The organism is Herbaspirillum sp. DW155 (genome assembly GCF_037076565.1).
Classification (GTDB): Bacteria; Pseudomonadota; Gammaproteobacteria; order Burkholderiales; family Burkholderiaceae_D; genus Herbaspirillum.
Map to the genome: position 1 here is coordinate 1,247,707 of NZ_AP029028.1, position 21,949 is coordinate 1,269,655.

A 21,949-nucleotide genomic window follows, 5' to 3' on the forward strand; every position below is an offset into this window, starting at 1 on the left:
TTGCAACAGCCTCTCAGTCGTTTCGCCAACTAATTGTCTGGAGTCGCTAATCGGTCAGAAACTCAGCAGCCGAACCCGCGATCTACGGTTTTGAGACTCATCTAAGCAAGGTCTTTACGAGTAAGCGTTTGAATTCCTAGTGGCGCTTATGAGCCGCTTCTCTGGGTGTGTGTGTTTGTAATCATTTTTCTCGCTTAGCCGCAAATGAGACGAATTTCCCGAAGTTTTTTTTCCGCCGCAATTGCGCGGTCGCGGTATTCGCCTGAGGCTTTTAGTAGGTCCGCGATTGACAGCCAATAGGCGGCTCCCAGATCGCCCTCCTCGAGTTGTAATCGGTGTAATTTCCGTAGGGCAATGGAGAGGTCGATATTTTCGTGCATGTCCATTTGTCTTCTCCTGTATCAAGTGCGCCGCATAATATTTTGTGCCCTTTTCGGCACCCGCGACAGACAGCATCATCGTACTACGCAAAAAGTTTATCAGCGGTATTGCCTGAACTTGATGAAATTCAAAGGGATCCGCTTAGATAAAGCGTAGCCGATTACCTTGCGGCTGCAAGCGTCCAAAACAACGGCCAGGTAGATATAGCCGGATGCTATTCTGAATCGCCCCGGCTGCACTAGACACTTTCCAGCCTGTGGAAATACTGCTGTTCGAACTGTACCGGAGAAACGTTGCCGCTATAGGAATGGCGACGTTTCGGGTTGTAGAACATCTCGATGTAATCGAACACATCCGACCGTGCTTCGTTACGGTCAGCATAGATACGGCGCTTAATGCGCTCACGTTTCAAGAGCTGGAAGAAGCTCTCTTCTGCCACAGCATTGTCGTGGCAGTTGCCGGTTGGGACAGCGCGAGGCTTTTCTTTGGGCACTTATGAAGGTGGAGTGGCCAGTACCCACGGCGATCGTCAGTGCTTGGGCTGTTAAGCACATTCTGCATCAGGCCTTTTTTAGCGTATAGCAGAGGTCGTGAATACGTCGCCGACGCGGATGGGGCGCACCTTACGTCACCAGAAATGATGATGCGGGCTTTGAATTTTCTTCCGGACGATGAGAGGGACGGGCATGGTATCTTTGACTCTCATCCACCGTTGAAGGAAAGAAAAAGGCGGATTGCCGAACTGCAAGATGCTCCAGCACGTCAAGAACCTGCCATTGTGGAATTGGTTGGGAACGACACCTGAGCGCAGTGGAATGAACCTCTTAGCAGTTCAGAAAAGTAAAGCCCCGGAATTTCCGGGGCTTTTGATTTGGCATGGCAGCTATTGGCCGATTTCAGACATCATATGCCCCTCGCAACTCGCCACTATACATCCGAAGGTAAAGCTTGCTTCAACAGAAACGCCACGAAAATCTCGGCCGAAATGGTGCTGGAGAACCATTCGTCGGAGAGCAACGCAATTGCGCCAGCGCCGAAAACAAGTAAGGTCCCGTCTGGACAATTAAGATCCTTTTGTTTTTGATATGATACGCCCGGTAGTGCAAAGCGGCTTAGTTCTCGCTCAACCCTTATCCAGCTCGAGGGGTTCACTTTAAACCTGGCTCATTTGTGAGAGTCTAAACTCTACTGCTGTGTCAGGAGCGCGATGGCCTCGAATAGGAGGTCAACGATTATTTCTGATCCAACGGAATATCGTCCTTCCTGTCCAGAAAGAAACATGATCGTAGATCGGACGGAAGAAAAATTTTGCGCTAACAAGATCAGATGCACAGCGCTCGGCCCTCTCACACCGGCCAACCAATTCTGCACAGTCCTCTCGCTTGCGTTTGTAAGCTTGCAAAGCGTCTTCACAGCATGCCGAGATGCTCCAATCTCTTGCTTGAGCGCGACCTCGATCGCTATCGCATACTCATGAGCTGTTAAATTTTTGGGAGTTTCATTCCGCAATTTTTTGCGTGCTTCTCGCAACATATTTCACCTCAGCGAAAGTATATTGATCCCAAGCCATAGGAGGTTAGGTCGTAGCGCAGATGCTTCAGATGAGGTGAAGGCGATGTCTACAAATAGGCCCGCAAAACGCACCCTGGACAAATCAACTCAGCAGCGTGCTGCTGCGTATGTACGCATGTCCACTGAGCACCAGCAATATTCGACCGAAAATCAACTCGATGTAATAACAGCGTTCGCTCTGTCGCGAAATCTCGAAATTACTAAGGTCTACACGGATGCGGGTAAAAGTGGATTACGACTAGAAGGTCGTGACCAGTTAAAGTCACTTTTGACTGACGTAGAGTCTGGATTCGCTGAATTCGGAGTTATTTTAGTCTACGACGTGAGCCGATGGGGGCGTTTTCAGGATCCAGATGAGAGTGCTAGCTACGAGATTCGTTGTAAACAAGCCGGTGTTCGAGTTCTGTATTGTGCAGAACAATTTGAAAATGACGGCAGTGCAGTTTCTAGAACTCATTTCATAAATAGGGTCTGTTAACTTTTTATCGTGCGTGTTAACTTCTTCGTATGGCACGAAGAGAAGAACTAACAGACGAACAATGGGCGATTCTGGAGCCGCTGATACCAGAAACACCTAGACGTGATGATGGGCGTGGACGCCCGGAATTGCACAGCAACCGCGCCGTCATGAACGGGATTCTCTGGGTGCTACGCACCGGTGCGGCCTGGTGTGATTTGCCAGATCGGTTCCCCTCTGGCACGACATGCTTCCGAAGATTTTCGCGCTGGGTCAAGAGTGGCGTGCTACGGCACATACTCGAAGCACTGGCGCAACACCTCGAAGAGGTTGGCCAAATCAATCTTTCCGAATGCTTTATTGACGGCACGTTTGTGTTGGCAAAAAAAGGGGCCCAAAGGTCGGAAAGACCAAGCGGGGCAAGGGTACGAAGCTCATGGTTATTGCAGACGCTACTGGTCTTCCACTCGGCGTGCACACGTCTTCTGCTAGCCCACATGAAGTCACCCTTGTCGAGGCTACCCTCGATGAGATTGTCACAGTGGGACGACCCGAACGAATTATTGGGGATCGCGCCTACGATAGTGATCCGCTCGATCAAAGACTTGCTGCCAAAGGCATTGAACTGATCGCACCACACAAGAGCAATCGAAAAAGAGCGGTCACTCAAGACGGCCGGGCGCTGCGCCGATACCGGCGCCGATGGAAGATCGAACGACTGTTTGCCTGGCTTAATGCCTTCAAGCGTGTACTTACCCGATGGGAGCGTTGCGCCGATCATTACACAGGCTTCGTTCATCTCGCTTTCTCCATCATCCTCATGCGGCGCTATTTATGAAATGGGTTCTAGCATCATTAAGAATGTCAAACGAACAATGGCAGGGGAGTACAGCCGCGAATTAAGTGTAAAGGTTCATGCAGGGCAGCTACGGCTGATCCAGCTCGGTGTTCGTCAAGGCGGTGCTGCCGGATACGGCCTCAGAAGGATGCTGATTGATCACACTGGGAACCACAAAGGAATACTGCAGGCCGGTCAACATAAATCTATTCAGACAGACCGGGTGATCTTAGTGCCAGGACCGGAAGAAGAGACAGAAATAGTTCGATGGATTTACAACGCATTTGTCGAAGACGGTTTGAGCGAGGCCGAAATTGCTGCCAACCTCAACGGTCAGGGAAAGCTCACAGACCGCGGAACATCATGGACTCGTGGTACGGTTCATCAGATTTTGATTAATGAGAAATATGTAGGAGATAACGTCTGGAACCGTACATCATTCAAGCTCAAGTTAGAGCGTGTTCACAATCCACCCGCTGCTTGGGCCCGCGCTGAGGGTGCCTTTTCAGCTATTGTAGACCGCCTTATTTTCAATGCAGCACGTCAGATCATTTTGGCCCGCTCTTATCGGCTTACTGATGATGAAATGCTGGATGCGCTGAAACGACTATTGCATGAACACGGACGGCTCTCAGGAATAATCATTGACGAATCAATTGGATGCCCGTCTAGCAGCGCATTCGCCAGCCGTTTCGGTAGTCTCATTAGAACATATACTCTCATTGGTTACGATCCTGGACGGGACTATCGCTATCTTGATATCAACAAAAAGCTCCGGGAAGCTCATCCAAAAATCGTCTCCGCGGCGATTGCCGCGATAAATGCGGTCGGGGCAACGGCTGAACAAGACCAGAAATCCGATCTACTGTGGATCAACAAGGAGTTTAGTGCAGCCCTTGTGCTATGCCGTTGCCGCAGTCTGACTAACGGTGTCAATAGATGGATCTTAAGATTCGACAATTTAGTACGAGCTGAAATCACTATTGCAGTCCGGATGAGCGAAGATGCATGCGCGATCCGCGACTATTATCTCCTTCCCCATATAGACCTCTTTTCTCAAAAGCTCCAACTTGGGGAGGCGAATGAAAATGGGTTCGATGCATACCGCTACGATGACCTCTCCATGCTCACCTATTTAGCGCGCCGAATAGCGCTTTGAGAGAGAAATATGGCAAATCCTCGAGAGCTTCTTTCGGAGCATCTAGATGCGTCCAAACACATTTCGCTTATCCCCGCCGACCGCATCCGGATTTTGAATCCGCGCAGCAGAAATCCACTCATTTTTTCTCGACTTGTTGAGAACATTTCGGTACTAGGATTAAAACGCCCTGTTACGGTCGCTATAGGGGGAAAAGACGCAACAGGTGAGTGGTACGAAGTCCTGTGCGGGCAGGGCAGATTTGAGGCACTGAGACACCTTGGCGAGACCGAGATACCTTGCTGCATCGTGGCCGCACCTGAAATAGACCGTTTCCTAATCTCACTCACCGAAAATATCGCTAGGCGAAGGCACACTACCGAGGAACTGCTCAGCGGCATTCTGGTGCTACGACAAAAAGGATACAGTACAGAGCAGATTGCCATCAAAACAAATCTGGAGACAAGCTATGTTCGCAGTATTCTCCATCTCCTCGATAACGGCGAACAAAGGCTTCTGCGCGCAGTTGAAAAGTCACAAGTACCGGTCTGGCTTGCCGTCGAAATCTCGCGTGCGTCTAGCGACGGCGTGCAGAGGGCTCTGATGGATGCATATGAAGAAGGCACGCTAAAAGGTGACGAGCTTCTTGTCGTTAGAAAAATAATCAGTAAGCGAGAAGCGCTAGGAAAATCGGCGTATCCCAAGCGCAAGAGAGACCAAGATAGCCCGACACCACAGAAGCTGCTGAGGATATATAAAACCGAAGTCCGTAGGCAGCAACTGAACATTCAAAAGGCTCGTGTTCAAGAAGAACGCCTTCTACTCATCATTTCAGCAATACGACATTTTTTATCTGACGAACACTTCCGAACTCTTCTTCGTGCTGAACAGGTAAACGACATTCCAGAAGTCATTGCTAGGCGTCTACCAGGAGATCTGCTGCCATGAGCCATATCAGACACTGCTTCGACCGCGCTATATTAGATTTGGAAGTTAAAAAAATTCGGGTGTTGGTGCCACTTAAGAAGCAAGTTCTTGTGACTCCTAAATTTAGAAGCATTTTAAGTTCAGTGAAAGAGCTTGGCATCATCGAACCACTAGCGGTACATCCTTCCCAAGGACAGCCAGACTATTTTGATCTTCTAGATGGAAGACTCAGGCTGGAAGCGGTGAAATCACTTGGCCAAAGCACCGTCCGCTGTATGGTTGCGCTGGATGACGAGAGCTTTACTTACAACAAGCAAATAAATCGGATTGCCTCAGTTCAGGAATACCGGATGATTCGAGCCGCGCTAGCGAAGGGTGCCTCCGAGGAAAGAATCGCAAGGGTTTTGGCTATAGACGTCAAAAAAGTACGGGAGAAGGCACATTTACTCGATGGAATTGCACCAGAAGCTGCCAGACTTCTTAGGGATAGACAAGTCTCACCTGAAGTCTTCAGGGTACTCAGAAAAATGAAACCCATACGGCAAATCGAAGCTGCAGAAATGATGATAGCGGCAAATAAGTTCGCGAAAAGTTATGCGGACATGATACTCGTGACTACGCGGCCAGAAGGGCTGATAGAAAAGGCGAAAAGCCAGGTTGGTAAGGACATTTCGCCCGAGGACATCACTCGTATGGAAGCCGAGATGGAACGGCTGCAACATGACAGTCTTGCTGTAGAAGATACGATTGGCGACACGATGCTTTCCCTTGTCGTGGCCAAAGGTTTTATCAATCGTCTTCTTCGCAACGAAAATATCCGTCTGCATCTTCACCGGCATCATCCAGATTTGCTCTCCAGCGTTACCGCGACACTTGATGCTATAGCAGCAGATGGTCGTGGTATCAGTCAGGAGTAGACGATACAGGGCGATAGTCGGAATATACAGGGGTATAAATAGCGGGCCCGTCGCCGCTTTCGGCATCAGACTTACCCTCGACGTCTGCGCGCATAGAAGAAGGCAACTCTAATAGCAATCCCGCTTGATTCCGCTCGGATGCCTTTAAACGATCCTACGGCCATCGGCAAATCGCTCGACGCACCTTCGGCCAAGAAAGCGTTACTGCTAGAGGTTGGTACGGATACGGGCGCGGTCTGCAGATGAGACTATCTGGATGAATAAAAGGCCCGTTCGGGCGCTTTTGGGGGAACGGACGATGTCAGCTTCTGGCCGCTAGCGGACGAATCTACTGGCAAACGCTTGACAGTCATCTGCTATTCGGATCGCGGCCTCAGGCGCCATTCCAATCAGGGGCAGCATGTAGACGCCGCCTTGTTCATCAAAGGCTAGTATTTCCAGACAGGAAACGAACCGATGTCCACAAAAAAATCAGCGCAAAAGATAAATAGCGTCTGCCGCCTGACTCGGACATCGGGTGTATACGTGAAGTCTCATTTGCTTCCTTTGGCCTTAACGCGGCTTTCACTCAGTGGCGAGAAGTTTTTTGAAGCTGGCCATGGCCATGGGCGACGAAAAGTTTCCAGCAGTTGGTACGACCAGAACCTAACCACTCGCCTCGGGGAAGATATCCTGGCAAAGATAGATTCAGCGGGGATTAAAGAGCTTCGTAAATTACGGCTTATTTGGAGTGGCTGGGAATCCCACGAGCATAGCCTTCGTTCCGACGAGGTCATTTCTTGGGAAGATCAATTTCATTTACGGGAGCTAGATATTGAGGCGCCAGATGTACTTCGGGTTTTCTTTCTCAGTCTTTTGTGGCGCGCAGCAGCTTCTACTCGTGCGGAATTTTCCGATATTAAGTTGAGTGAGGAGGATTTAGAGGACTTGAGGTTGCGAGTCGTGGAAGCTAAGCCTGGAAAACCAGAAGACTACCCGCTGCAGTTTCATCAGATATTTACTCGCGGGGAACATCATAACCGTACGCCAATAATGGAGAACCAGACGTTGCCAGAGGGTGAGCTGACTTCATCCATATCTTATGTGCGATTCTATTTCGACGGATTGGTGACCAACATCTATTTGGCTCGTCACACACAATTGAGTGACGGATTCTTACGACTCTGTGTGGGCTTTAAGTCGCCAACACTTGTAATCGCTCATAAATACGGGGAGTCACGAGCGGAAAGAGAACTTGAGGAGATTCGAGCAATTGGAGATGGCGATGCATACAAGCGGCTCCGACAACCTCGAAGATAGGGAGCAGCAAAAACTTGGGTGGGGACCATCGATTTTTTATTTTGACGCGACTGTTGATTTGCTCGCAGATTTGCCCCAACGGTGCCGAGTTTACAGCGGCCAAGGTCATGCGCTGGCTGCGGGATGCCTAGAGAAAACGCTTGGCGCAGGGACGAATGAGCTTCGGCAGTTTGCGGAGCGATCCCAACACCCTTTACTTTTGGTTCACCTGCGCAATGTGAAGTCTACGGCTGGATCCACAAGCTTGTCTGCCGGATTTGCCGGGCGCTGGAAATGAACCTGTGCATCAAGCCGAAGAAGTGGCTGGTGCGCGAGCAACCTGAGCCGCCATCCGAACCGACGGCACTCAACTAGGTGTGCTCAATGGAACTTCATGCATGATCAACTGGCGGACGGCCGCAGCATCCGGCTGTTCAACGTGATCGACGGGCCTGGATATTGAAGCAGATTTCTCTCTTCCATCCGAGCGCATGAGCCATCCTAAATTTGAATAGCATAATGTCTCCTTCTGGTCGAATCTATCCCTCAGTAAAAAGAGCAGCAGCAACACATAATGAGGCTGCCATAGCAAAGACCGCAGCGAGATTATTTTGAATCAGGGCCAGATTGTTCAGGTCATTCATAGTCTCCGCTAGTGTTGCCGAGGACTGATGAATCAACTCCGGATATGCTGAAAGGCTCTGTCTGAGGGCATCAGGGTTGAGCGAAAGCCCGTGACTTATCACAGCAGCTTTCAGTTGATTGCTAGATGAGTGATGCCAAAGCAAAGACGAAGCAACCCCAGCTATACCTGATAAAACTGACATTGCTCTCCGGAACGAGAACCGTATGCTGGGGTACGTGTTTTTCTTCATTTTCTTTTCCTCTTTATTTGTTCGCGTTTTTCTTTTCTCAGGCGGGCGTTCTCTTTCTCCACGCGCATATTCCACTCTGGTGTAGATGCAACCAACTTTTCGTAGATGCCGGAAGAGATTTTCACAGTTCTAATGGCTTCTAGCCAAATAGGCGATCCTTCGAGTCTTCCCTTTCTCAGATAAAAGAGAAGAAGCCTTGCCCCAATAAATGTGGCGACGGAAGTAGTGAACATTGTTGTCTGCCACCACAAGGACTCGATCGCAGAGATTTTTTCTGTCTGAATGCGGTAGAAAGCATAGAAAGCACTGAAGTAGATGACGGCAATACCTCCAATTAAGGTATTTACAAATGACTGTGAAAGTCGATGTCCAGCGACTTTTGCTTTCCCACATCGATAGAGGGTCAAAAGAACGTACAAGAAATAAGGGGGCGCCAAAAGTCCAAGATCGAGGTTAGTCCAAGCGTATGGAGTTGGAAGACGCCAGTAGAACACGAGGACACTTAGAGAAAAGACCACAAGGACATAAATGTCATCGGAAATCTCTTCGTAAAATTCACTCATATAGGGAGAGTTTCTCCCAGCCTTAGTAACAGCGAATTCATAAAGATAGCCTGCAGCAATCGCCCACATGGGGCTGGCGTATGTGAAGATGATTAACCGTAGATAGGAACCGTCCGTGCTCAAAAGCAATTGCCATCCAAGAGTGATAACGGTCACGGTGATCAGAACTGTTTTAAGTCCGTTGAACGGATAAGCCAGTGAAACTACTTTTGCCAACGTAGAGTCGCCATTAAGCAGGTAATCGTCAAGTGTTCTGTTCGTGCGCATGAATCTTATTAGGTTGACGACGGCCAGAAGAATTCCTATAAACAATCCGGCAAAGGCCGAGTGGGCCATGTAGACGCCAAGACGAAATTGCTCTTTCAAATCACCCGACGTAATGACCCGCATCATGATCTCAAGTCCCAGAATCCTTCCAGTTGAGAGCGATGCATAAGCAACGGTACCCACCATCGTGATGACTAGGGCGAGAGAAATTATCTTCGTGGCCGTTAGCATCTGACGCCTCATCTCTATCGCCGTAGGAAGAAGAAGAGATGCAATTGCCACGATTGAAAATGAAAAAGCTGCCGCGGGTCCAAAGAAAATTGCATAGGCAATGGAAACTGCCGCTTTTCCTTGGTGAGGGATGGTTACATGGAGAGACTCAAGAATCGCTTCAGTGAGGCCAGGGGAAAAAATTTGGCATAGATAGGCAATAACGAAACCGAGCAGAGCACCAACCAGCATCACAATAAGAACTGCAGCCAATGCCGTAGTAATTTTTATAATTATTTTTGTCATCGTTTTTTTTTGATAATTTTCCGCTAGCGTATTTGGGATGACGCTACTTCATGTAAGGTCAGCGTAAATATCTGAGTATGCTACGTTGGAGTGAACGGCGTGTGTCGCCCCCGCTAGCAGCGGTGGTAGCAAACTAGATTTTCAATGAATACCTGCTGGACTGCAGTTTTATGTCCCTGGAATTAGGTTAGATCAATCGATGCCATAGAGTATTCCCCTAGGTCGGAACTGAGATAAGAAAGAATGTTTTTAACAAGCCAACCGTTCTTGTAGTCTTACATTGCTTGACAACTTCTTTCACTCTGGTTTATCGCGCTCGCTATTCTCCGCATGCACTCTTTCTTCTTCTAAAAAATCCAAAAATGCACTCGCATCATCCCGGTATTTTTCTGTGCATCTGAATCGATAGTACCCTTGAATATATCTCAATAGTAAATCATGGACGAAACCGGTTACTTGTGGGCGGGTGGAATAGCCCCTTGAATCTCAGGACACGAAGACTCTCTTAAAATAGAGGATAGTCTTATGACCAGTTTTACGACTAGGCAAACCGTGGAGCACATCGAGATTCTGACCGAGCCGGAGCGTCGCAGAAGACGCACGCCCCAAGAAAAAATAGCCATCGTCCAGGAGACCTTGGCTCCTGGAGCTTCCGTATCAGCCGTTGCCAGGCGACACGGGGTGAACGCGAACCAGGTGTTTGGTTGGCGCAAGCAGTACCAGGAAGGCAGTCTGACCGCCGTCAAGGCTGGCGAGACGGTAGTCCCGGCCTCGGAGCTGGCCGCGGCCATCAAGGAAATCAAAGAACTGCAGCGGCTGTTGGGCAAGAAGACCATGGAGAACGAGATTCTGCGCGAGGCCGTCGAATGGGGCCGGTCAAAAAACCTGATTGCGCGCTCGCCCTTGCTGCCGGAGGACGACCAATGAAAGTGGTCTGTGACGTTCTCGGTGTGGCGCGCTCTGCAGTGGCAGTAAAACGAGCCCGGAGCCCGGAATGGCGAGATGGCCGTAGTGCTCGCAAAGTCGGCGACAGCGGCTTGCTCGAAGAGATTGAGCTGTATGTCGCGAGCTTGCCGAGCTATGGCTATCGCCGCATCTGGGCTTTGCTGCGACGTAGCCGGGAATCTCTGGGGCAAGCGTGCGTGAACCATAAGCGGGTCTATCGCGTCATGCGAGAGCACGCGTTGCTGCTGCGCCGACCTGGTGTGAGACGCGACAATCGACGCCACGATGGTCGCGTAGCGGTCAAGCAAAGTAATGCGCGCTGGTGTTCGGACGGCTTCGAATTCCGTTGTGATGACGGGGCTGCATTGAGAGTGACGTTTGCACTGGATTGTTGTGACCGTGAAGCCATCAGCTGGGCGGCCACTACCGGTGGGCATAGCGGGGATGTCGTGCGCGACGTGATGCTGGCCGCCGTGGAGCAGAGGTTTGGAAGCACGCAGACTCCACAGGTGATTGAATGGCTCAGCGACAACGGCTCGGCCTACATCGACCATCGCACACGCAGCTTCGCTCGCGAGCTGGGATTGGAGCCCTTGACCACGCCCGTGCGCTCGCCACAGAGTAACGGCATGGCGGAGCGGTTCGTAAAAACGATGAAGCATGATTACATCGCCTTCATGGACAAGCCCGATGTGCCTACGGCGCTCACGCATCTGGCCTCTGCCTTCGAGCAATACAATGAGCGCCATCCGCACAAGGCCCTGAAATACCGCTCGCCTCGCGAGTTCAGACGGGCTGCAGCATCAGTAACTTAACGATGTCTGAGTGTCCTGAATTGCGGGGGCAACTACAAATACCAAAGCGTTGATAAATCGCATAGCGAGCGATGATTGAACGTTGTTGCCCCTGATTGCAGTAGTACTCACCATTGATACAGTCGAATGAAATATCAAATTTCGCCTTGTACTTTGGATTTTTACTGCTGATATCGGGAATTTGTGGGAATTCTTCATAGCCTGGATAACCTTCGCTTTTCACTGCGTCGCCGCACAAATAATCAATGCTGGCCGCATTTAAAGATGCTCCATGTAGGGTCGATGGATAATTGATTGCCGAGGTGGGTCCAAAGAATCTTCGGAACTTGCTTGTAGGCATCAAGCGTGCGGCCTGTCATCCTGATGAAGCCAAGATGAAGGGCAAGGGCGAGTCGGTAGAGCGAGTTACGCCGCGCCTCAATGAGAGCGCGCTCTTTGGACGAGTATGTGAAGAACGTGTTCAGCTCAAACTCGGTGAGTTCGGGCGGAATATGGCGCAAGCCGAGGTAGGGAGCGTGCCAGTGGTCCATTGTTTGACTCTCGGAGTAAAACAATGCGCACCATCATACGCGGATGAAATGGCAAACAGCAAGTGGTTGATTTTAAAGGAAATGTTGCAACGCACACCGCTGAAACCCGCATAAACACTGGGCGCGTCTATCGTCGTTCACTGCAGGTAAATCAAAGGGACCCCATGATCGGATGCCTGCTTCGCCACGCCACACTGAGAACCTCAAAACTGGGGAGAATGGGGTGGCGTAGGCTCAAGGCACTGCGGGTATAAAGCTGAGATGGCCGACCTGCTGCCTGAGAGTCGTGAGTAGCGGCAGGTCATCGGCCAGAGCGGACGTTGGCTCATTTGGTCGAAAACATCCGCTTCTGGCCCATTTCGGACATTCATGCCAGACAAGTCTAACGGCTCAATATTTCGACGAGTCAGCAACGGCGCGGCAATAGTCCGATCAAGCAAACTGCCACTCGAACCCCTGGTCGCCGCGCGAAACCCGGCCAGCTGATGTATCGGGAAAGTGCGCCGTAAACAGCATCGCATCGTGGTCCGCTGCATAGTCGAGCAGCCACTGGCGCGCCTGTCGCGCCTGCACCTGTTCATGGCAAAACGCCGAGTTCCATTCGGGGCGGTAGAGTTGGATCGGGGTATGCATCACATCCCCGGTAAACAGTGCGGTTTCACCTTGCGACCTGAACGAGATCGACATATGGCCACGGCAGTGCCCAGGTGTCGGGTGGAAGCGAAATGCGTCGAGATAGCTACCACCTTCGGTCGCCATGGCGACCGCCTGGCCGGCGGCGATGATCGGCGCGACGCTGTCGTCGTACACCATGCGCCGGCTGTCTCCGGCAGGCGTGGCGAAGAAGTCGAGATCACCTTGCGGCATCACATAGCGTGCATTGCCAAAGGTCGGCAGCCAACTGCCGTCAACAAGACGAGTATTCCAACCCACGTGGTCGGCGTGTAGATGCGTCAGCAACACGTGATCCACGCCCTCCGGTGCGATACCGATTGCGGCGAGGCGCTCAAGGAAGGGCGTTTCCAGTTGATGGAAGAGCTTGCTGAAAGGCCGCTCCTTGCCATTGCCGATGCCGGTGTCGATCAGGAACACTTGGTCCGCCCATTCGACCACCCAGGTATGCACACTGAGCACGACCGACGTCCCCGTATCGTCCAGCAGGCTGCGTAGCTGCGGCTGCTCATGCAATACCTCGTCGCTCCAGTCTGCGTAGAGGAACGATGGGGTCAGGCCTTGCAGCAGGGTTTCGGTGACTTTAGTGATGCGCGCGTCGCCAATCTGGTAGGTATGCACGTCCATGTGTTGCCTCGCTTTGCCGTAACTGTTGGGGTCTGGTTGTGCTTTATTATCGCGGAAACCGTTCCTACTTACCAATGCAGAATTCCTGTGATGTGATACCTTTCAGGCATCACTAATGCCTTGCCAACGGCAAAGGGAACAGTATGGAACTACGTCATCTTCGCTATTTCATGGCGGTGGCCGAGTACGAGAGTGTACGCTTGGCCTCCGAGCACCTACACATCACCCAGCCGGCCGTTTCACGGCAAATTCAGGATCTGGAAGACGAGCTCGGGTTTCTGCTGTTCGAGCGTTCCCCACGCGGGCTGAAGTTGACGCTGGCCGGCCAAAGTTATTTGCGCGACGTGCTCCAAGCGATGGCGGCGCTGGAGAGCGCGGCTCGAACAGCCAAGCGCCTTGCGGCGGGGCTGCAAGGCCAGCTTAGGCTTGGCTTTGTCGAAAATGCGGGCTGGGACGGTCTTGTGCCCAAGACGTTCAGTCGGTTCCAAAACGATGTGCCAGAGGTCAAGATCGAACTGACGGCGCTCAATAGCCCAGAGCAATTACAGAAAATTGCCGACGGTACCCTGGATGGTGGCTTTATCCACCAGTACGGTTCACTGCCCGACGAGTTCACAACGGTCCCGCTGTTCGACTATGACGTGGTACTGGCCATTCCACGCGCGTGGACGATCGCGCAGCAAGAAGGCGAGACGATCGCGCTCCGCAACATGGCTGGTCGGCCGTTCGTCATGTTCCCACGAGCGGTTTACCCGAGTTATTACGACTGTCTGATCGGTGCCTGCGAGCAAAGCGGTCTCATCCTGAACGTAGTGCAGGAGGAAACCACGGAGGCGGCCATACTGTCGCTGGTCTGCTCGGGCATCGGTGCTGCCATCGTCAATTCAGCTAATCTCGGCCGCCCTCCAGCCCAGGTGCGATTCTTCAAGCTGACCGATCTGTCAGTGCCAATGCCGCTGGCGTTCGCTTATCGCGCCGATTCCGCCAATCCCATCCTGTCACGTTTCATCACCACCTTGCGTTCCACTTTTGATGATGCCTGAAAGGCATCGCTAACTACAAAAAACGGCATTTGCCGGCATTTCTTGCTTGCTCGATAGTTCGTATGACTGTTCGCCCCGCTCTCTCCCTGGCGGACAACATCGCACAACTACGAAGGAGAAATGCATGAATGCCACCCAATCGCTGATCCAGACGGACATCGACTACGAACGCGAGGGATTCCAGACCAGCGTGCTGCGGCTGCCCTATTCGCATAACCGCTCCGCCTACGGCCACATCCCGATTCCGATTGCCGTATTGAAGCAAGGCCATGGCCCAACTCTGCTGCTGACCGGTGGCAACCACGGAGACGAATACGAAGGCCCGGTCGCGCTGATGAAGCTGATGCAAGAGATGCCGAAGATGCAGATCAATGGCCGCCTGATCGTCATTCCGGCGCTGAACTTCCCAGCCTTCCTGAATGGGTCGCGCACCTCTCCAATCGATAGCGCCAACCTGAATCGCGTGTTTCCCGGTTCTCGCAACGGCTCGGTGACGGAAATGATCGCCCACTACGTCGATACCGAACTGTTCCCACGGGCCGACATCATTTTCGACCTGCATGCCGGAGGCGCCTCGTTTAACCATCTGCCCGCGCTGCTGGCTGCCTTACCGCGCGACACCACTCTCCACGATAACTACCAAACCCTGGTCGAGGCCTTCGCGGCACCGCATACCATGGTCATGGACCTGCTGGGAGAGGACAGGACCTACGGCGCGGCAGCAGAACGACAGGGCAAGTTGTTCCTGTGCGGGGAGTTCGGCGGCTACGCTTCGTGCAGCGTCGACGGTCTGGCCATCGTCGAGGATGGCTTGCGCCGTTTGATGCATACGCTCGGCATCGCCCCGGTGGCAGTCCCTGATCGAGCCCCGGCTACCCGTCTGCTCAAAGTCGAGGGCGCTCAGCATTACCTGTTCGCCCCCAGCCGTGGCGTGTTCGAACCCTGCTTCGAGTTAGGGCAGCAAGTGGCCGCCGGTCAATTGGCGGGACGCCTCTTCAACCCACATGCCCCGTGGGAACCGGCATGTGAACTGCATTTCGAAAGAGCTGGACTGGTGGTCTGCATCCGTTCCTTCGCGGCGGTCGAACCAGGCGACTGCATCGCATTGCTGGCGGCGGACACGCAATGGCAATAGCCGCTGCGTTGGTCTTGAATCGAGAGAAGGAGACAAAGATGTTTGCTGCCAAATCAACCCTGGATACGCATGGCCAAACTACGGGGCAGGCCTCTCACGGCTATACCATCGGGGTGTTTTTCATCTGCTTCATGTTTTCATACATCGACCGCCAGATCGTTAGCATCCTGGTGCAGCCGCTTAAACAGACGCTAGTGCTCAGTGATGCACAGATCGGGCTGTTGCAAGGCTTTGCATTCACGATCTGCTACGCCACCACCGGCGTGTTCGTGGCGCGGATGGTGGATCGTTCAAATCGGGTTAGGCTCAGCGCGGCCTGCGTGGCACTCTGGGCTATCTCAACCGCGATGTGCGGTACTGCGCATAGTTTCGGCGAGCTGCTGTTCTGGCGGGCCGGTACGGCTATCGCCGAAGCCGCCTTGAGCCCTGCGGCCTTGTCGATCTTCAGCGACCTGTTCCCGCCACGTAAGGTATCGCGTGCAAGCAGCATTTTCATGCTGGGGCCATACGCTGGCGGCGGCGTGGCCTTGCTCGGCGGTGGCCTGCTGCTTGACTGGCTCGGTCAACCTTCCAACCGGATATGGCAGATCCAGATGGCCCTGCAGCCGTGGCAGGTGGCATTCTTCATCGTCGGCTTGCCGGGCATTCTGCTGGCGGCAGTCGTTTTGCTGACGGTGCGTGAACCAAGGCGGATCGAGTCGCACCACCATCCAGACGGCGATACCCCGGCAGCCGCCACGACTGACGCTCCGACGCTGGCCGAGGTGCTGCGCGAGCTGTTCGTGCGCAATGCCTTCTGCCTGCCTTACTTTGCCGCTTACGTTGCCCTGATCCTGTTGTTCTACGCCCACTCGGCCTGGTTTCCCACGCTGCTGATCCGTCACTTCGGCCTGACCGCCAGCACCGTAGGTCGATATGCCGGCCCGGCGTATATGGTCGGCGGCATAGCCGGGGTCATCAGCGCTGGATTCCTGGTGCGTAAGGCAAGCGATCAGCACGCATTGAGCAAGTCACTGAGCACCGCCTCCAAAGCGGCCTGCTTACTAGTGCCGCTGGCTCTGGCTGCACCGCTGGTACCGAGTTTTACCATGGCTGTGCTGCTCTATGGTGCGTGTGCCTACGCGGCGAGCATCGTGATGGCGCTGGCGCCGATCCCTCTTCAGGTAGCCATTCCCAACCGCATGCGCGGCCGCTCGATCGCGCTCCTGGTATTCCTCACCAACGCCATCAGCGGTGGGCTCGGACCGTTTGCCGTCGGCTATCTCAATCAGAGCTTTCATACGCTGGATAACAGCCTTGGTGTGGCACTCACGATTGTCGGCGCCACCGCCGCAATCGCAAGTTCATTGCTCTATGGCATGGCCAGCCGCCGAGTGGCTGCAGCACGCCAGAGCGCATGACAGATTCCGATACCACCTTTTTCCTCCCTCTTTTTTTCAGGACAGTAATCAATGAGTGATATTCAGCGTAAAGGTGGCTCGGCCCGCTTCAGCCAGATCGTGGTGCACAACGGTACCGTCTATCTGGCCGGGCAAGTCTCGCAATTGACAGGAGCCGACATCCGGGAACAGGCGAAAGACGTTTTCACCAAGATCGACAGCTTGTTGGCCAAGGCGGACAGCAACAAGGGCCGCTTACTGTCGGCGACGATCTGGTTGGTAGACATGCAGGATTACGACCAACTGAATCAGGAGTGGGATGCCTGGCTGGCCGGCCACGGCACACCTGTACGCGCTTGCGTCGCGGCTGACTTGGCCAAACCTCATTATCGCGTCGAGGTACAAGTCACCGCAGCAATGTGCGGCTGAAGTAAAACGATGAATGCAGACCCTTGCCCAGAACACAGGGCTTGGTCTGCTTCCCATCTGTAGTCAGCAAGTTTGGCCGAGGAACTGTCCGCCAGGCAGTCAGCCGGGTCGGACGCCTGCACCTCGGCCAAAGCGGGCTATCGTACCATCTGTCCTGAGCGACAACTCCAGGCCGCATACTAGGGTCTGTTTACATTTGCTGAAATGTGTTTACATCTTGTTTTTTGCGCGAGCGAAACGGGATGGTCAGAACACTGCTAAGTGACGATGTATGGAAGAAGGTCGAAGCAATCTTGCCGGGCAAGGAAGGCGACCGAGGACGAACAGCGCTCGACAACCGATGGTTTCTCGAAGCGGTGCTGTGGATTGGTCGCACAGGTAGCCCTTGGCGCGATCTGCCAGTCGAGTTTGGTCGGTGGCATACCGTGTACATGCGTTTCTCGCGCTGGAGGCGCAAAGGTGTCTGGCAGCGAATCGCACTTGCAACGGCTGGTGAAACGGAAATCGAACACATCCTGTTTGACTCAACCATTGTCCGAGCACACCAACATTCGGCCGGCGCGTCAAAAAAAGTGGACCGCAAGCGCTCGGACGTTCCAGAGGTGGGTTGAGCACCAAGTTGCATCTGGCCGTAGACTCGACGGGCAGGCCTCTGCGGCTGATCGTGACCGAAGGACAGGTACATGACATCTCGTGTGCAAATGAACTTGTCGAACACCTGCGCGCCAAGGCCGTCATTGCTGATAAGGGTTATGACTCTGATGCCTTTGTGCAAGTCGTTCGCACCACCGGCGCCAAGGTCGTCATCCCGCCACGCTCGAACCGAAAGACCAAGCGCCGCTACAGCGGCGCGCTTTACCGTACACGCAATCTTGTCGAGCGCTTCTTCAATCGCATCAAGCAATTTCGTCGCGTCTCAACTCGATACGACAAGCTCGCTGACAGCTACCTTGTGTTCGCCTCGCTTGCCTGCGCATTCGGGCCATTCGTGAAAATGTGAACAGGCCCTAGTATCCTGCGGTTCCGTCCGTGTTCATCATCCGACTTGTCCATTTCAGTCCTTTCAGCTATTCATATCAGGTCTATATCCCAGACTCTTACTCGCTTCAATTCGTAATGGATTCGATCTTTGGGCGGCGATCATGAAAGCACGTCGAGAACTTAAATATCCAGCACGTGTGCCAATCTCTATTGCTGACGTATCATCAGGATGAACTGCCGTTGGTACTTTTGCGTTCAACCGTGTATTCTCCGATGTCGCCATGTGCTATGGCATATACCGGCGCTCCGTCATACTCACCAGCAGGTGCTGCGCGATGGTTGATGACGGCATGGGATTGAGCCTGGTACCGTGGCGGCCGGTGATCGAACAACGATTAGTACAGCAGCTTGCCGCGACGGTGCGCGGTGGCGGAGTGTCGTGTGAGATCGGGCGGCAACCTGGGCCGTTCTTATGATGGAAAGCCGGATTGATCGTTCAGGCCACCTCGCGACGCTGCCCTCCCCGTCGCTGATTGAAAGGCAGCATCTTTCTGAGTTGCTCCAGTACCCAGGCCGCGCGGGCGGATAGCGGCCATTCCGCCCGGCGAATCAGCCACAGCGTATCGACCACCAGCTCGCCACCCTCGATCACCCGGATGGCATCGGCCTGTGCGAAGGCCTGGCGCGCGTGCCGGGGAATCACGGTGAAACCCAGGCCGCGGGCGACCGGTTCGAGGATTAGCGCGATCTGATTGCTGAAGCCGTGGCAGGGCACGTTGCGGATCCCAGGGTTGCCCGGAAAGTGGCGTGCCAGCAGGCGGGTGGACATCGCCTGGCCGTCGGGATGATCGATAAAGCCCAGCCGTACCAGATCCTCCCAGCCCGCCACGGCTGCACCAGCCGGCACGACGAGTTCCAGCGGCTCCTCGATGAACGACGTGGCGACCAGGCGCGAGTCGTCCGGCTTGAGGGTAACCAAGCCGAGTTCGTACTGCTTGCTCAGCACCGCATCACGGGTTTCAGGATCGGGCGCGAAGCGATGACGGATGACCAAGCCCGGATGGGACTGCTGCAAGCCCAGCAGCAGGGGGTAGAGGGCGAGCCCCACGCTGCCGGGCGTGATCAGGCTGATATCCCCGCTGCGCGAATTTGCGTCGGACAGGCGCAGCTTCAGGCGTTTGTCGGCCAACTCGATCTCGTTGCAGTAGTCCAGCAACGCCATGCCTGCGGGCGTTAGTTCGATTTGTCTGGGACGGCGGATCAACAACGGGCCGAGTTCGTTCTCCAGATGACGCACATGCTGACTGACCGCGGCCTGGGTCAAGCCCAGCCGGGACGCCGCACGCGTGAAGCCCCCGGTTTCGACCAGGGCAGCGAAGGAGCGCAGCCAGTGTGAGTTGTTCATAACGAATTTTTATTCAATCAATAAGGATTCATTAGACCAAACATTGGTGATATCCGCCTACGCTTATGAATATTATTTTTGCCAAGAGGCCATCACCATGTCCCTGACATACCCCCGCAGTTTTTCGCACATCGGCCTGTCGGTGACCGACCTGGACGCCGCTGTCAAGTTCTATACCGAGGTCATGGGCTGGTATCTGGTCATGCCGCCGACCACTATCAGCGAGGACGACAGCCCCATCGGGGTGATGTGCACAGACGTGTTCGGTGCTGGCTGGGGCTCATTCCGCATCGCCCATCTGTCCACTGGCGACCGTATCGGCGTGGAAATCTTCCAGTTCCCCAATGCCGAAAAACCAGCCGACAACTTTGAATACTGGAAGACCGGGGTGTTCCACTTCTGTGTGCAGGATCCGGACGTCGAGGGACTGGCCGCGAAGATCGTAGCCGCCGGCGGCAAGCAGCGCATGCCGGTACGCGAGTATTTCCCTGGCGAGAAGCCGTACCGCATGGTCTATATGGAAGACCCCTTCGGCAACATCCTGGAAATTTACAGCCACAGCTACGAGCTGACCTATTCGGCCGGCGCCTACCAGTAAGTGGAGGACGCTCGCATGTACAACGGATCGCCGCCGTCCTCGCTGCCCACCCACTACCACGCTTGGCGCTGGCAGGGTAGCGCCGAACCGCTGGAACTGGCGCTGGAGCAGGTGCCTCTGCAACCGCCGGCGGCCGGTGAGGTGCTGGTGCGCAATGCTGTGATCGGACTGAACCCGGTAGATTGGAAGGTGCTCGGCGGCGGGCTGGCCGATTGGCAGCCGGGCCATATCCCCGGCGTCGATGGCGCCGGCGAGGTGCTGGCTGTCGGCGAAGGCGTGCCCGCCGAATGGTTGGGCCACCGCGTGGCCTACCATACCAGCCTGCATGGCCATGGCAGTTTCGCCGAGTACGCGCCGGTGGCCGCGCGCGCGCTGCTACGGCTGCCCGACAGGCTGAACTTCGAGGTGGGCGCCAGCATTCCGTGCCCGGCGCTCACCGCTTGGCTGGCGATCGAGAAGGTGCCGGTGCAGCCCGGACAACCGCTACTTGTTAGCGGCGCCGGCGGCGCAGTCGGGCAGTACCTTGTGCAACTGGCCTCGTCCCGTGGTTTTGCCGTCAGCGCAATGGCCCATGCCCGTCACCATGGAAGGCTGCGCGCGCTGGGGGCGGGCGAATGCCTCGCCGGGCCGCTGGCCGATGGGCACGCCTGGGCCGGCGGCCGGCGTTTCCATGCATTGATCGACACTGTCAGCGGCAGCCACGCGGAACGCATGGCAGAGGCGCTGCGCGCCAACGGCCATTTGATCTGCATTCAGGATCGTGTGCCCGGATGGCCGTGCCCGCCGTTCGGCCTGACCCTGTCGATGCACGAGGTGGCCCTCGGTGCGTTGCATGTGCTCGGCGACGACACTGCCTGGCAGCACCTGACCGCCGCTGGGGAGCGGATGCTGGCCGAGATTGCCGAGGGGCGCCTGCGGGCGGAGGCGTGTCTGGTGCGCGGCTTCGATGAACTGGCGCAGTTGCTGGAAGACCTGCGCCACCGGAACTTCTCCGGCAAAGCCCTGGTGCGGATTCGCTAATGCCATAAGAAAGGACACACCCATGGATGCACGGATCTTGGAAGTGCTGGAGCTGTACCACGCCCGCACGCGCGCCGAACGCAGCGCGCCGCGTACTGAAGCGCCAGGCGGACGCGACGGTGGACAGGATCAGCGCATGCGCGCCATCGGGCCGCAGACCGGCCAGTTGCTCAACATCCTGGCCCGAAGCCTCGAGGTACCGAACATCCTCGAACTGGGCACCTCCTTCGGCTACTCAGGCATCTGGCTGGCCGAGGCGGCGCGCGCCAGCGGCGGGCGGCTGGTGACGATGGAACTGCACGGCTACAAGTCGGCCCATGCAAGGGTGATGTCCGAGCAGGCAGGGCTGGCCGATTACGTGGACTTCCAGGTCGGCGATGCGGTGCAGATGATCGGCGAGCTGCCCGGCAAGATCGATTTCGTATTCGTCGACCTGTGGAAGGATCTGTACGTGCCGTGCCTGGATGCGTTCTATCCCAGACTCAGTCCTGGCGCGATCATTGTTGCCGACAACATGCTCCGTCCCGGCAGCGAGGACGTGCGCGCCTATGCCCGCGCGGTCCGTGCCAAGCCCGGCATCACCAGCGTGCTGCTGCCAGTCGGCACCGGTATCGAGGTCAGCCGCTACGAACCCGGCTGAC

At 54.6% G+C, this 21,949-nt stretch carries 20 protein-coding genes and 5 pseudogenes; 17 read left to right on the forward strand and 8 right to left on the reverse strand.

From position 1 onward, the window contains the following. Positions 1-194 precede the first annotated feature (194 nt). Together AACH55_RS05635 and AACH55_RS05640 are read right to left on the reverse strand one after the other, a co-directional pair. Positions 195-386 carry a hypothetical protein gene (locus tag AACH55_RS05635; protein ID WP_017455467.1) on the reverse strand — a complete coding sequence of 64 codons (192 nt, stop codon included), beginning with the start codon at positions 384-386 and terminating at the stop codon, positions 195-197. A 233-nt stretch (positions 387-619) separates the two neighbouring features. After that, positions 620-841, reverse strand: a pseudogene (locus tag AACH55_RS05640) (IS3 family transposase); the annotation flags it as partial. Positions 842-1,996: 1,155 nt separating this feature from the next. On the opposite strand from AACH55_RS05640, the pseudogene AACH55_RS05645 reads away from it, so the two are divergent. From AACH55_RS05645 to AACH55_RS05675, 7 genes and pseudogenes are all read left to right on the forward strand, one after another. Next, a pseudogene (locus AACH55_RS05645) lies at positions 1,997-2,401 on the forward strand (recombinase family protein); the annotation flags it as partial. A gap of 59 nt (positions 2,402-2,460) precedes the next feature. Continuing rightward, positions 2,461-3,248 (forward strand): annotated as a pseudogene (locus AACH55_RS05650) (IS5 family transposase). Between the two features lie 7 nt (positions 3,249-3,255). Next, positions 3,256-4,407 (forward strand): annotated as a pseudogene (locus tag AACH55_RS05655) (recombinase family protein); the annotation flags it as partial. Positions 4,408-4,416: 9 nt separating this feature from the next. Then, complete coding sequence (locus AACH55_RS05660) at positions 4,417-5,334, forward strand: plasmid partitioning protein RepB C-terminal domain-containing protein (protein ID WP_338718447.1); 918 nt, start codon at positions 4,417-4,419, stop codon at positions 5,332-5,334. Next, complete coding sequence (locus tag AACH55_RS05665; RefSeq protein ID WP_338718448.1) at positions 5,331-6,230, forward strand: plasmid partitioning protein RepB C-terminal domain-containing protein; 900 nt, start codon at positions 5,331-5,333, stop codon at positions 6,228-6,230. The genes AACH55_RS05660 and AACH55_RS05665 overlap by 4 nt, the downstream gene beginning before the upstream one ends. Positions 6,231-6,686: 456 nt before the next feature. Further along, complete coding sequence (locus AACH55_RS05670; RefSeq protein ID WP_338718449.1) at positions 6,687-7,529, forward strand: hypothetical protein; 843 nt, start codon at positions 6,687-6,689, stop codon at positions 7,527-7,529. 202 nt (positions 7,530-7,731) lie between these two features. Continuing rightward, positions 7,732-8,002: pseudogene (locus AACH55_RS05675) on the forward strand (IS3 family transposase); the annotation flags it as partial. A gap of 45 nt (positions 8,003-8,047) precedes the next feature. Here AACH55_RS05675 and AACH55_RS05680 read toward each other — a convergent pair. Together AACH55_RS05680 and AACH55_RS05685 are read right to left on the reverse strand one after the other, a co-directional pair. Further along, on the reverse strand, positions 8,048-8,383 hold the full coding sequence (locus AACH55_RS05680; protein WP_338718450.1) for a hypothetical protein: 336 nt from the start codon (positions 8,381-8,383) through the stop codon (positions 8,048-8,050). Next, on the reverse strand, positions 8,380-9,729 hold the full coding sequence (locus AACH55_RS05685) for a hypothetical protein (protein WP_338718451.1): 1,350 nt from the start codon (positions 9,727-9,729) through the stop codon (positions 8,380-8,382). Before AACH55_RS05685 ends, AACH55_RS05680 begins: the two co-directional genes overlap by 4 nt. Positions 9,730-10,254: 525 nt before the next feature. Here AACH55_RS05685 and AACH55_RS05690 point away from each other — a divergent pair. Then, positions 10,255-11,489 (forward strand): IS3 family transposase gene (locus AACH55_RS05690; RefSeq protein WP_338715475.1). Its coding sequence is split into 2 segments (ribosomal slippage): positions 10,255-10,615 and positions 10,615-11,489, totalling 1,236 coding nucleotides; the frame shifts between segments, so codons are not numbered across the junction. Here the strand turns inward: AACH55_RS05690 and AACH55_RS05695 are convergent. The 3 genes from AACH55_RS05695 to AACH55_RS05705 form a co-directional block, all read right to left on the reverse strand. After that, positions 11,461-11,712 (reverse strand): hypothetical protein, encoded by a 252-nt coding sequence (locus tag AACH55_RS05695; protein ID WP_338718452.1) that lies wholly within the window; start codon positions 11,710-11,712, stop codon positions 11,461-11,463. The genes AACH55_RS05690 and AACH55_RS05695 overlap by 29 nt on opposite strands. 19 nt (positions 11,713-11,731) lie before the next feature. Then, complete coding sequence (locus AACH55_RS05700; RefSeq protein WP_338718453.1) at positions 11,732-12,019, reverse strand: DUF4158 domain-containing protein; 288 nt, start codon at positions 12,017-12,019, stop codon at positions 11,732-11,734. A gap of 432 nt (positions 12,020-12,451) precedes the next feature. After that, positions 12,452-13,318, reverse strand: coding sequence for an MBL fold metallo-hydrolase (locus AACH55_RS05705; protein ID WP_198984914.1), 867 nt, complete (start codon positions 13,316-13,318; stop codon positions 12,452-12,454). A 143-nt stretch (positions 13,319-13,461) separates the two neighbouring features. On the opposite strand from AACH55_RS05705, the gene AACH55_RS05710 reads away from it, so the two are divergent. The 6 genes from AACH55_RS05710 to AACH55_RS05735 all read left to right on the forward strand — a co-directional run bounded on the left by AACH55_RS05710 (position 13,462) and on the right by AACH55_RS05735 (position 18,761). Further along, positions 13,462-14,361: a LysR family transcriptional regulator gene (locus AACH55_RS05710; RefSeq protein ID WP_338718454.1), complete on the forward strand. Its 900-nt coding sequence runs from the start codon at positions 13,462-13,464 to the stop codon at positions 14,359-14,361. 124 nt (positions 14,362-14,485) lie between these two features. Beyond that, complete coding sequence (locus AACH55_RS05715) at positions 14,486-15,496, forward strand: succinylglutamate desuccinylase/aspartoacylase family protein (protein ID WP_338718455.1); 1,011 nt, start codon at positions 14,486-14,488, stop codon at positions 15,494-15,496. Between the two features lie 38 nt (positions 15,497-15,534). Further along, positions 15,535-16,896 (forward strand): MFS transporter, encoded by a 1,362-nt coding sequence (locus AACH55_RS05720; protein WP_198984911.1) that lies wholly within the window; start codon positions 15,535-15,537, stop codon positions 16,894-16,896. A 51-nt stretch (positions 16,897-16,947) separates the two neighbouring features. Further along, positions 16,948-17,304: a RidA family protein gene (locus AACH55_RS05725; protein WP_198984910.1), complete on the forward strand. Its 357-nt coding sequence runs from the start codon at positions 16,948-16,950 to the stop codon at positions 17,302-17,304. Positions 17,305-17,546: 242 nt separating this feature from the next. Next, positions 17,547-18,304 (forward strand): IS5 family transposase gene (locus tag AACH55_RS05730; RefSeq protein WP_338718456.1). Its coding sequence is split into 2 segments (ribosomal slippage): positions 17,547-17,868 and positions 17,868-18,304, totalling 759 coding nucleotides; the frame shifts between segments, so codons are not numbered across the junction. Between the two features lie 262 nt (positions 18,305-18,566). Next, positions 18,567-18,761: a DUF3363 domain-containing protein gene (locus tag AACH55_RS05735; RefSeq protein WP_338718457.1), complete on the forward strand. Its 195-nt coding sequence runs from the start codon at positions 18,567-18,569 to the stop codon at positions 18,759-18,761. 20 nt (positions 18,762-18,781) lie between these two features. On the opposite strand, the gene AACH55_RS05740 is transcribed toward AACH55_RS05735, so the two are convergent. Continuing rightward, positions 18,782-19,690 carry a LysR family transcriptional regulator gene (locus tag AACH55_RS05740; RefSeq protein WP_338718458.1) on the reverse strand — a complete coding sequence of 303 codons (909 nt, stop codon included), beginning with the start codon at positions 19,688-19,690 and terminating at the stop codon, positions 18,782-18,784. A 97-nt stretch (positions 19,691-19,787) separates the two neighbouring features. Here AACH55_RS05740 and AACH55_RS05745 point away from each other — a divergent pair, with 97 nt between their 5' ends. The 3 genes from AACH55_RS05745 to AACH55_RS05755 are packed head-to-tail and all read left to right on the forward strand — an operon-like array spanning position 19,788 to position 21,948. Then, a complete protein-coding gene (locus tag AACH55_RS05745; RefSeq protein WP_338718459.1) occupies positions 19,788-20,288 on the forward strand; it encodes a lactoylglutathione lyase family protein in 501 nt (166 codons plus the stop codon). A 15-nt stretch (positions 20,289-20,303) separates the two neighbouring features. Further along, a complete protein-coding gene (locus AACH55_RS05750) occupies positions 20,304-21,308 on the forward strand; it encodes a zinc-binding dehydrogenase (RefSeq protein ID WP_338718460.1) in 1,005 nt (334 codons plus the stop codon). Positions 21,309-21,330: 22 nt separating this feature from the next. Then, positions 21,331-21,948, forward strand: a complete 618-nt coding sequence (locus AACH55_RS05755; RefSeq protein ID WP_338718461.1) for a class I SAM-dependent methyltransferase — start codon at positions 21,331-21,333, stop codon at positions 21,946-21,948. The last annotated feature ends 1 nt before the right edge of the window (position 21,949 follow it).

Excerpts from the sequence above, each read along its gene's own strand:
- AACH55_RS05735 (WP_338718457.1), top strand. The coding sequence starts at position 18,567 with ATGTGCTATGGCATATACCGGCGCTCCGTCATACTCACCAGCAGGTGC.
- AACH55_RS05700 (WP_338718453.1), bottom strand. The coding sequence starts at position 12,019 with ATGGACCACTGGCACGCTCCCTACCTCGGCTTGCGCCATATTCCGCCC.
- AACH55_RS05670 (WP_338718449.1), top strand. The coding sequence starts at position 6,687 with ATGTCCACAAAAAAATCAGCGCAAAAGATAAATAGCGTCTGCCGCCTG.
- AACH55_RS05740 (WP_338718458.1), bottom strand. The coding sequence starts at position 19,690 with ATGAACAACTCACACTGGCTGCGCTCCTTCGCTGCCCTGGTCGAAACC.
- AACH55_RS05665 (WP_338718448.1), top strand. The coding sequence starts at position 5,331 with ATGAGCCATATCAGACACTGCTTCGACCGCGCTATATTAGATTTGGAA.
- AACH55_RS05685 (WP_338718451.1), bottom strand. The coding sequence starts at position 9,729 with ATGACAAAAATAATTATAAAAATTACTACGGCATTGGCTGCAGTTCTT.
- AACH55_RS05755 (WP_338718461.1), top strand. The coding sequence starts at position 21,331 with ATGGATGCACGGATCTTGGAAGTGCTGGAGCTGTACCACGCCCGCACG.
- AACH55_RS05745 (WP_338718459.1), top strand. The coding sequence starts at position 19,788 with ATGTCCCTGACATACCCCCGCAGTTTTTCGCACATCGGCCTGTCGGTG.
- AACH55_RS05720 (WP_198984911.1), top strand. The coding sequence starts at position 15,535 with ATGTTTGCTGCCAAATCAACCCTGGATACGCATGGCCAAACTACGGGG.
- AACH55_RS05680 (WP_338718450.1), bottom strand. The coding sequence starts at position 8,383 with ATGAAGAAAAACACGTACCCCAGCATACGGTTCTCGTTCCGGAGAGCA.
- AACH55_RS05635 (WP_017455467.1), bottom strand. The coding sequence starts at position 386 with ATGGACATGCACGAAAATATCGACCTCTCCATTGCCCTACGGAAATTA.
- AACH55_RS05710 (WP_338718454.1), top strand. The coding sequence starts at position 13,462 with ATGGAACTACGTCATCTTCGCTATTTCATGGCGGTGGCCGAGTACGAG.
- AACH55_RS05715 (WP_338718455.1), top strand. The coding sequence starts at position 14,486 with ATGAATGCCACCCAATCGCTGATCCAGACGGACATCGACTACGAACGC.
- AACH55_RS05660 (WP_338718447.1), top strand. The coding sequence starts at position 4,417 with ATGGCAAATCCTCGAGAGCTTCTTTCGGAGCATCTAGATGCGTCCAAA.
- AACH55_RS05750 (WP_338718460.1), top strand. The coding sequence starts at position 20,304 with ATGTACAACGGATCGCCGCCGTCCTCGCTGCCCACCCACTACCACGCT.
- AACH55_RS05705 (WP_198984914.1), bottom strand. The coding sequence starts at position 13,318 with ATGGACGTGCATACCTACCAGATTGGCGACGCGCGCATCACTAAAGTC.
- AACH55_RS05725 (WP_198984910.1), top strand. The coding sequence starts at position 16,948 with ATGAGTGATATTCAGCGTAAAGGTGGCTCGGCCCGCTTCAGCCAGATC.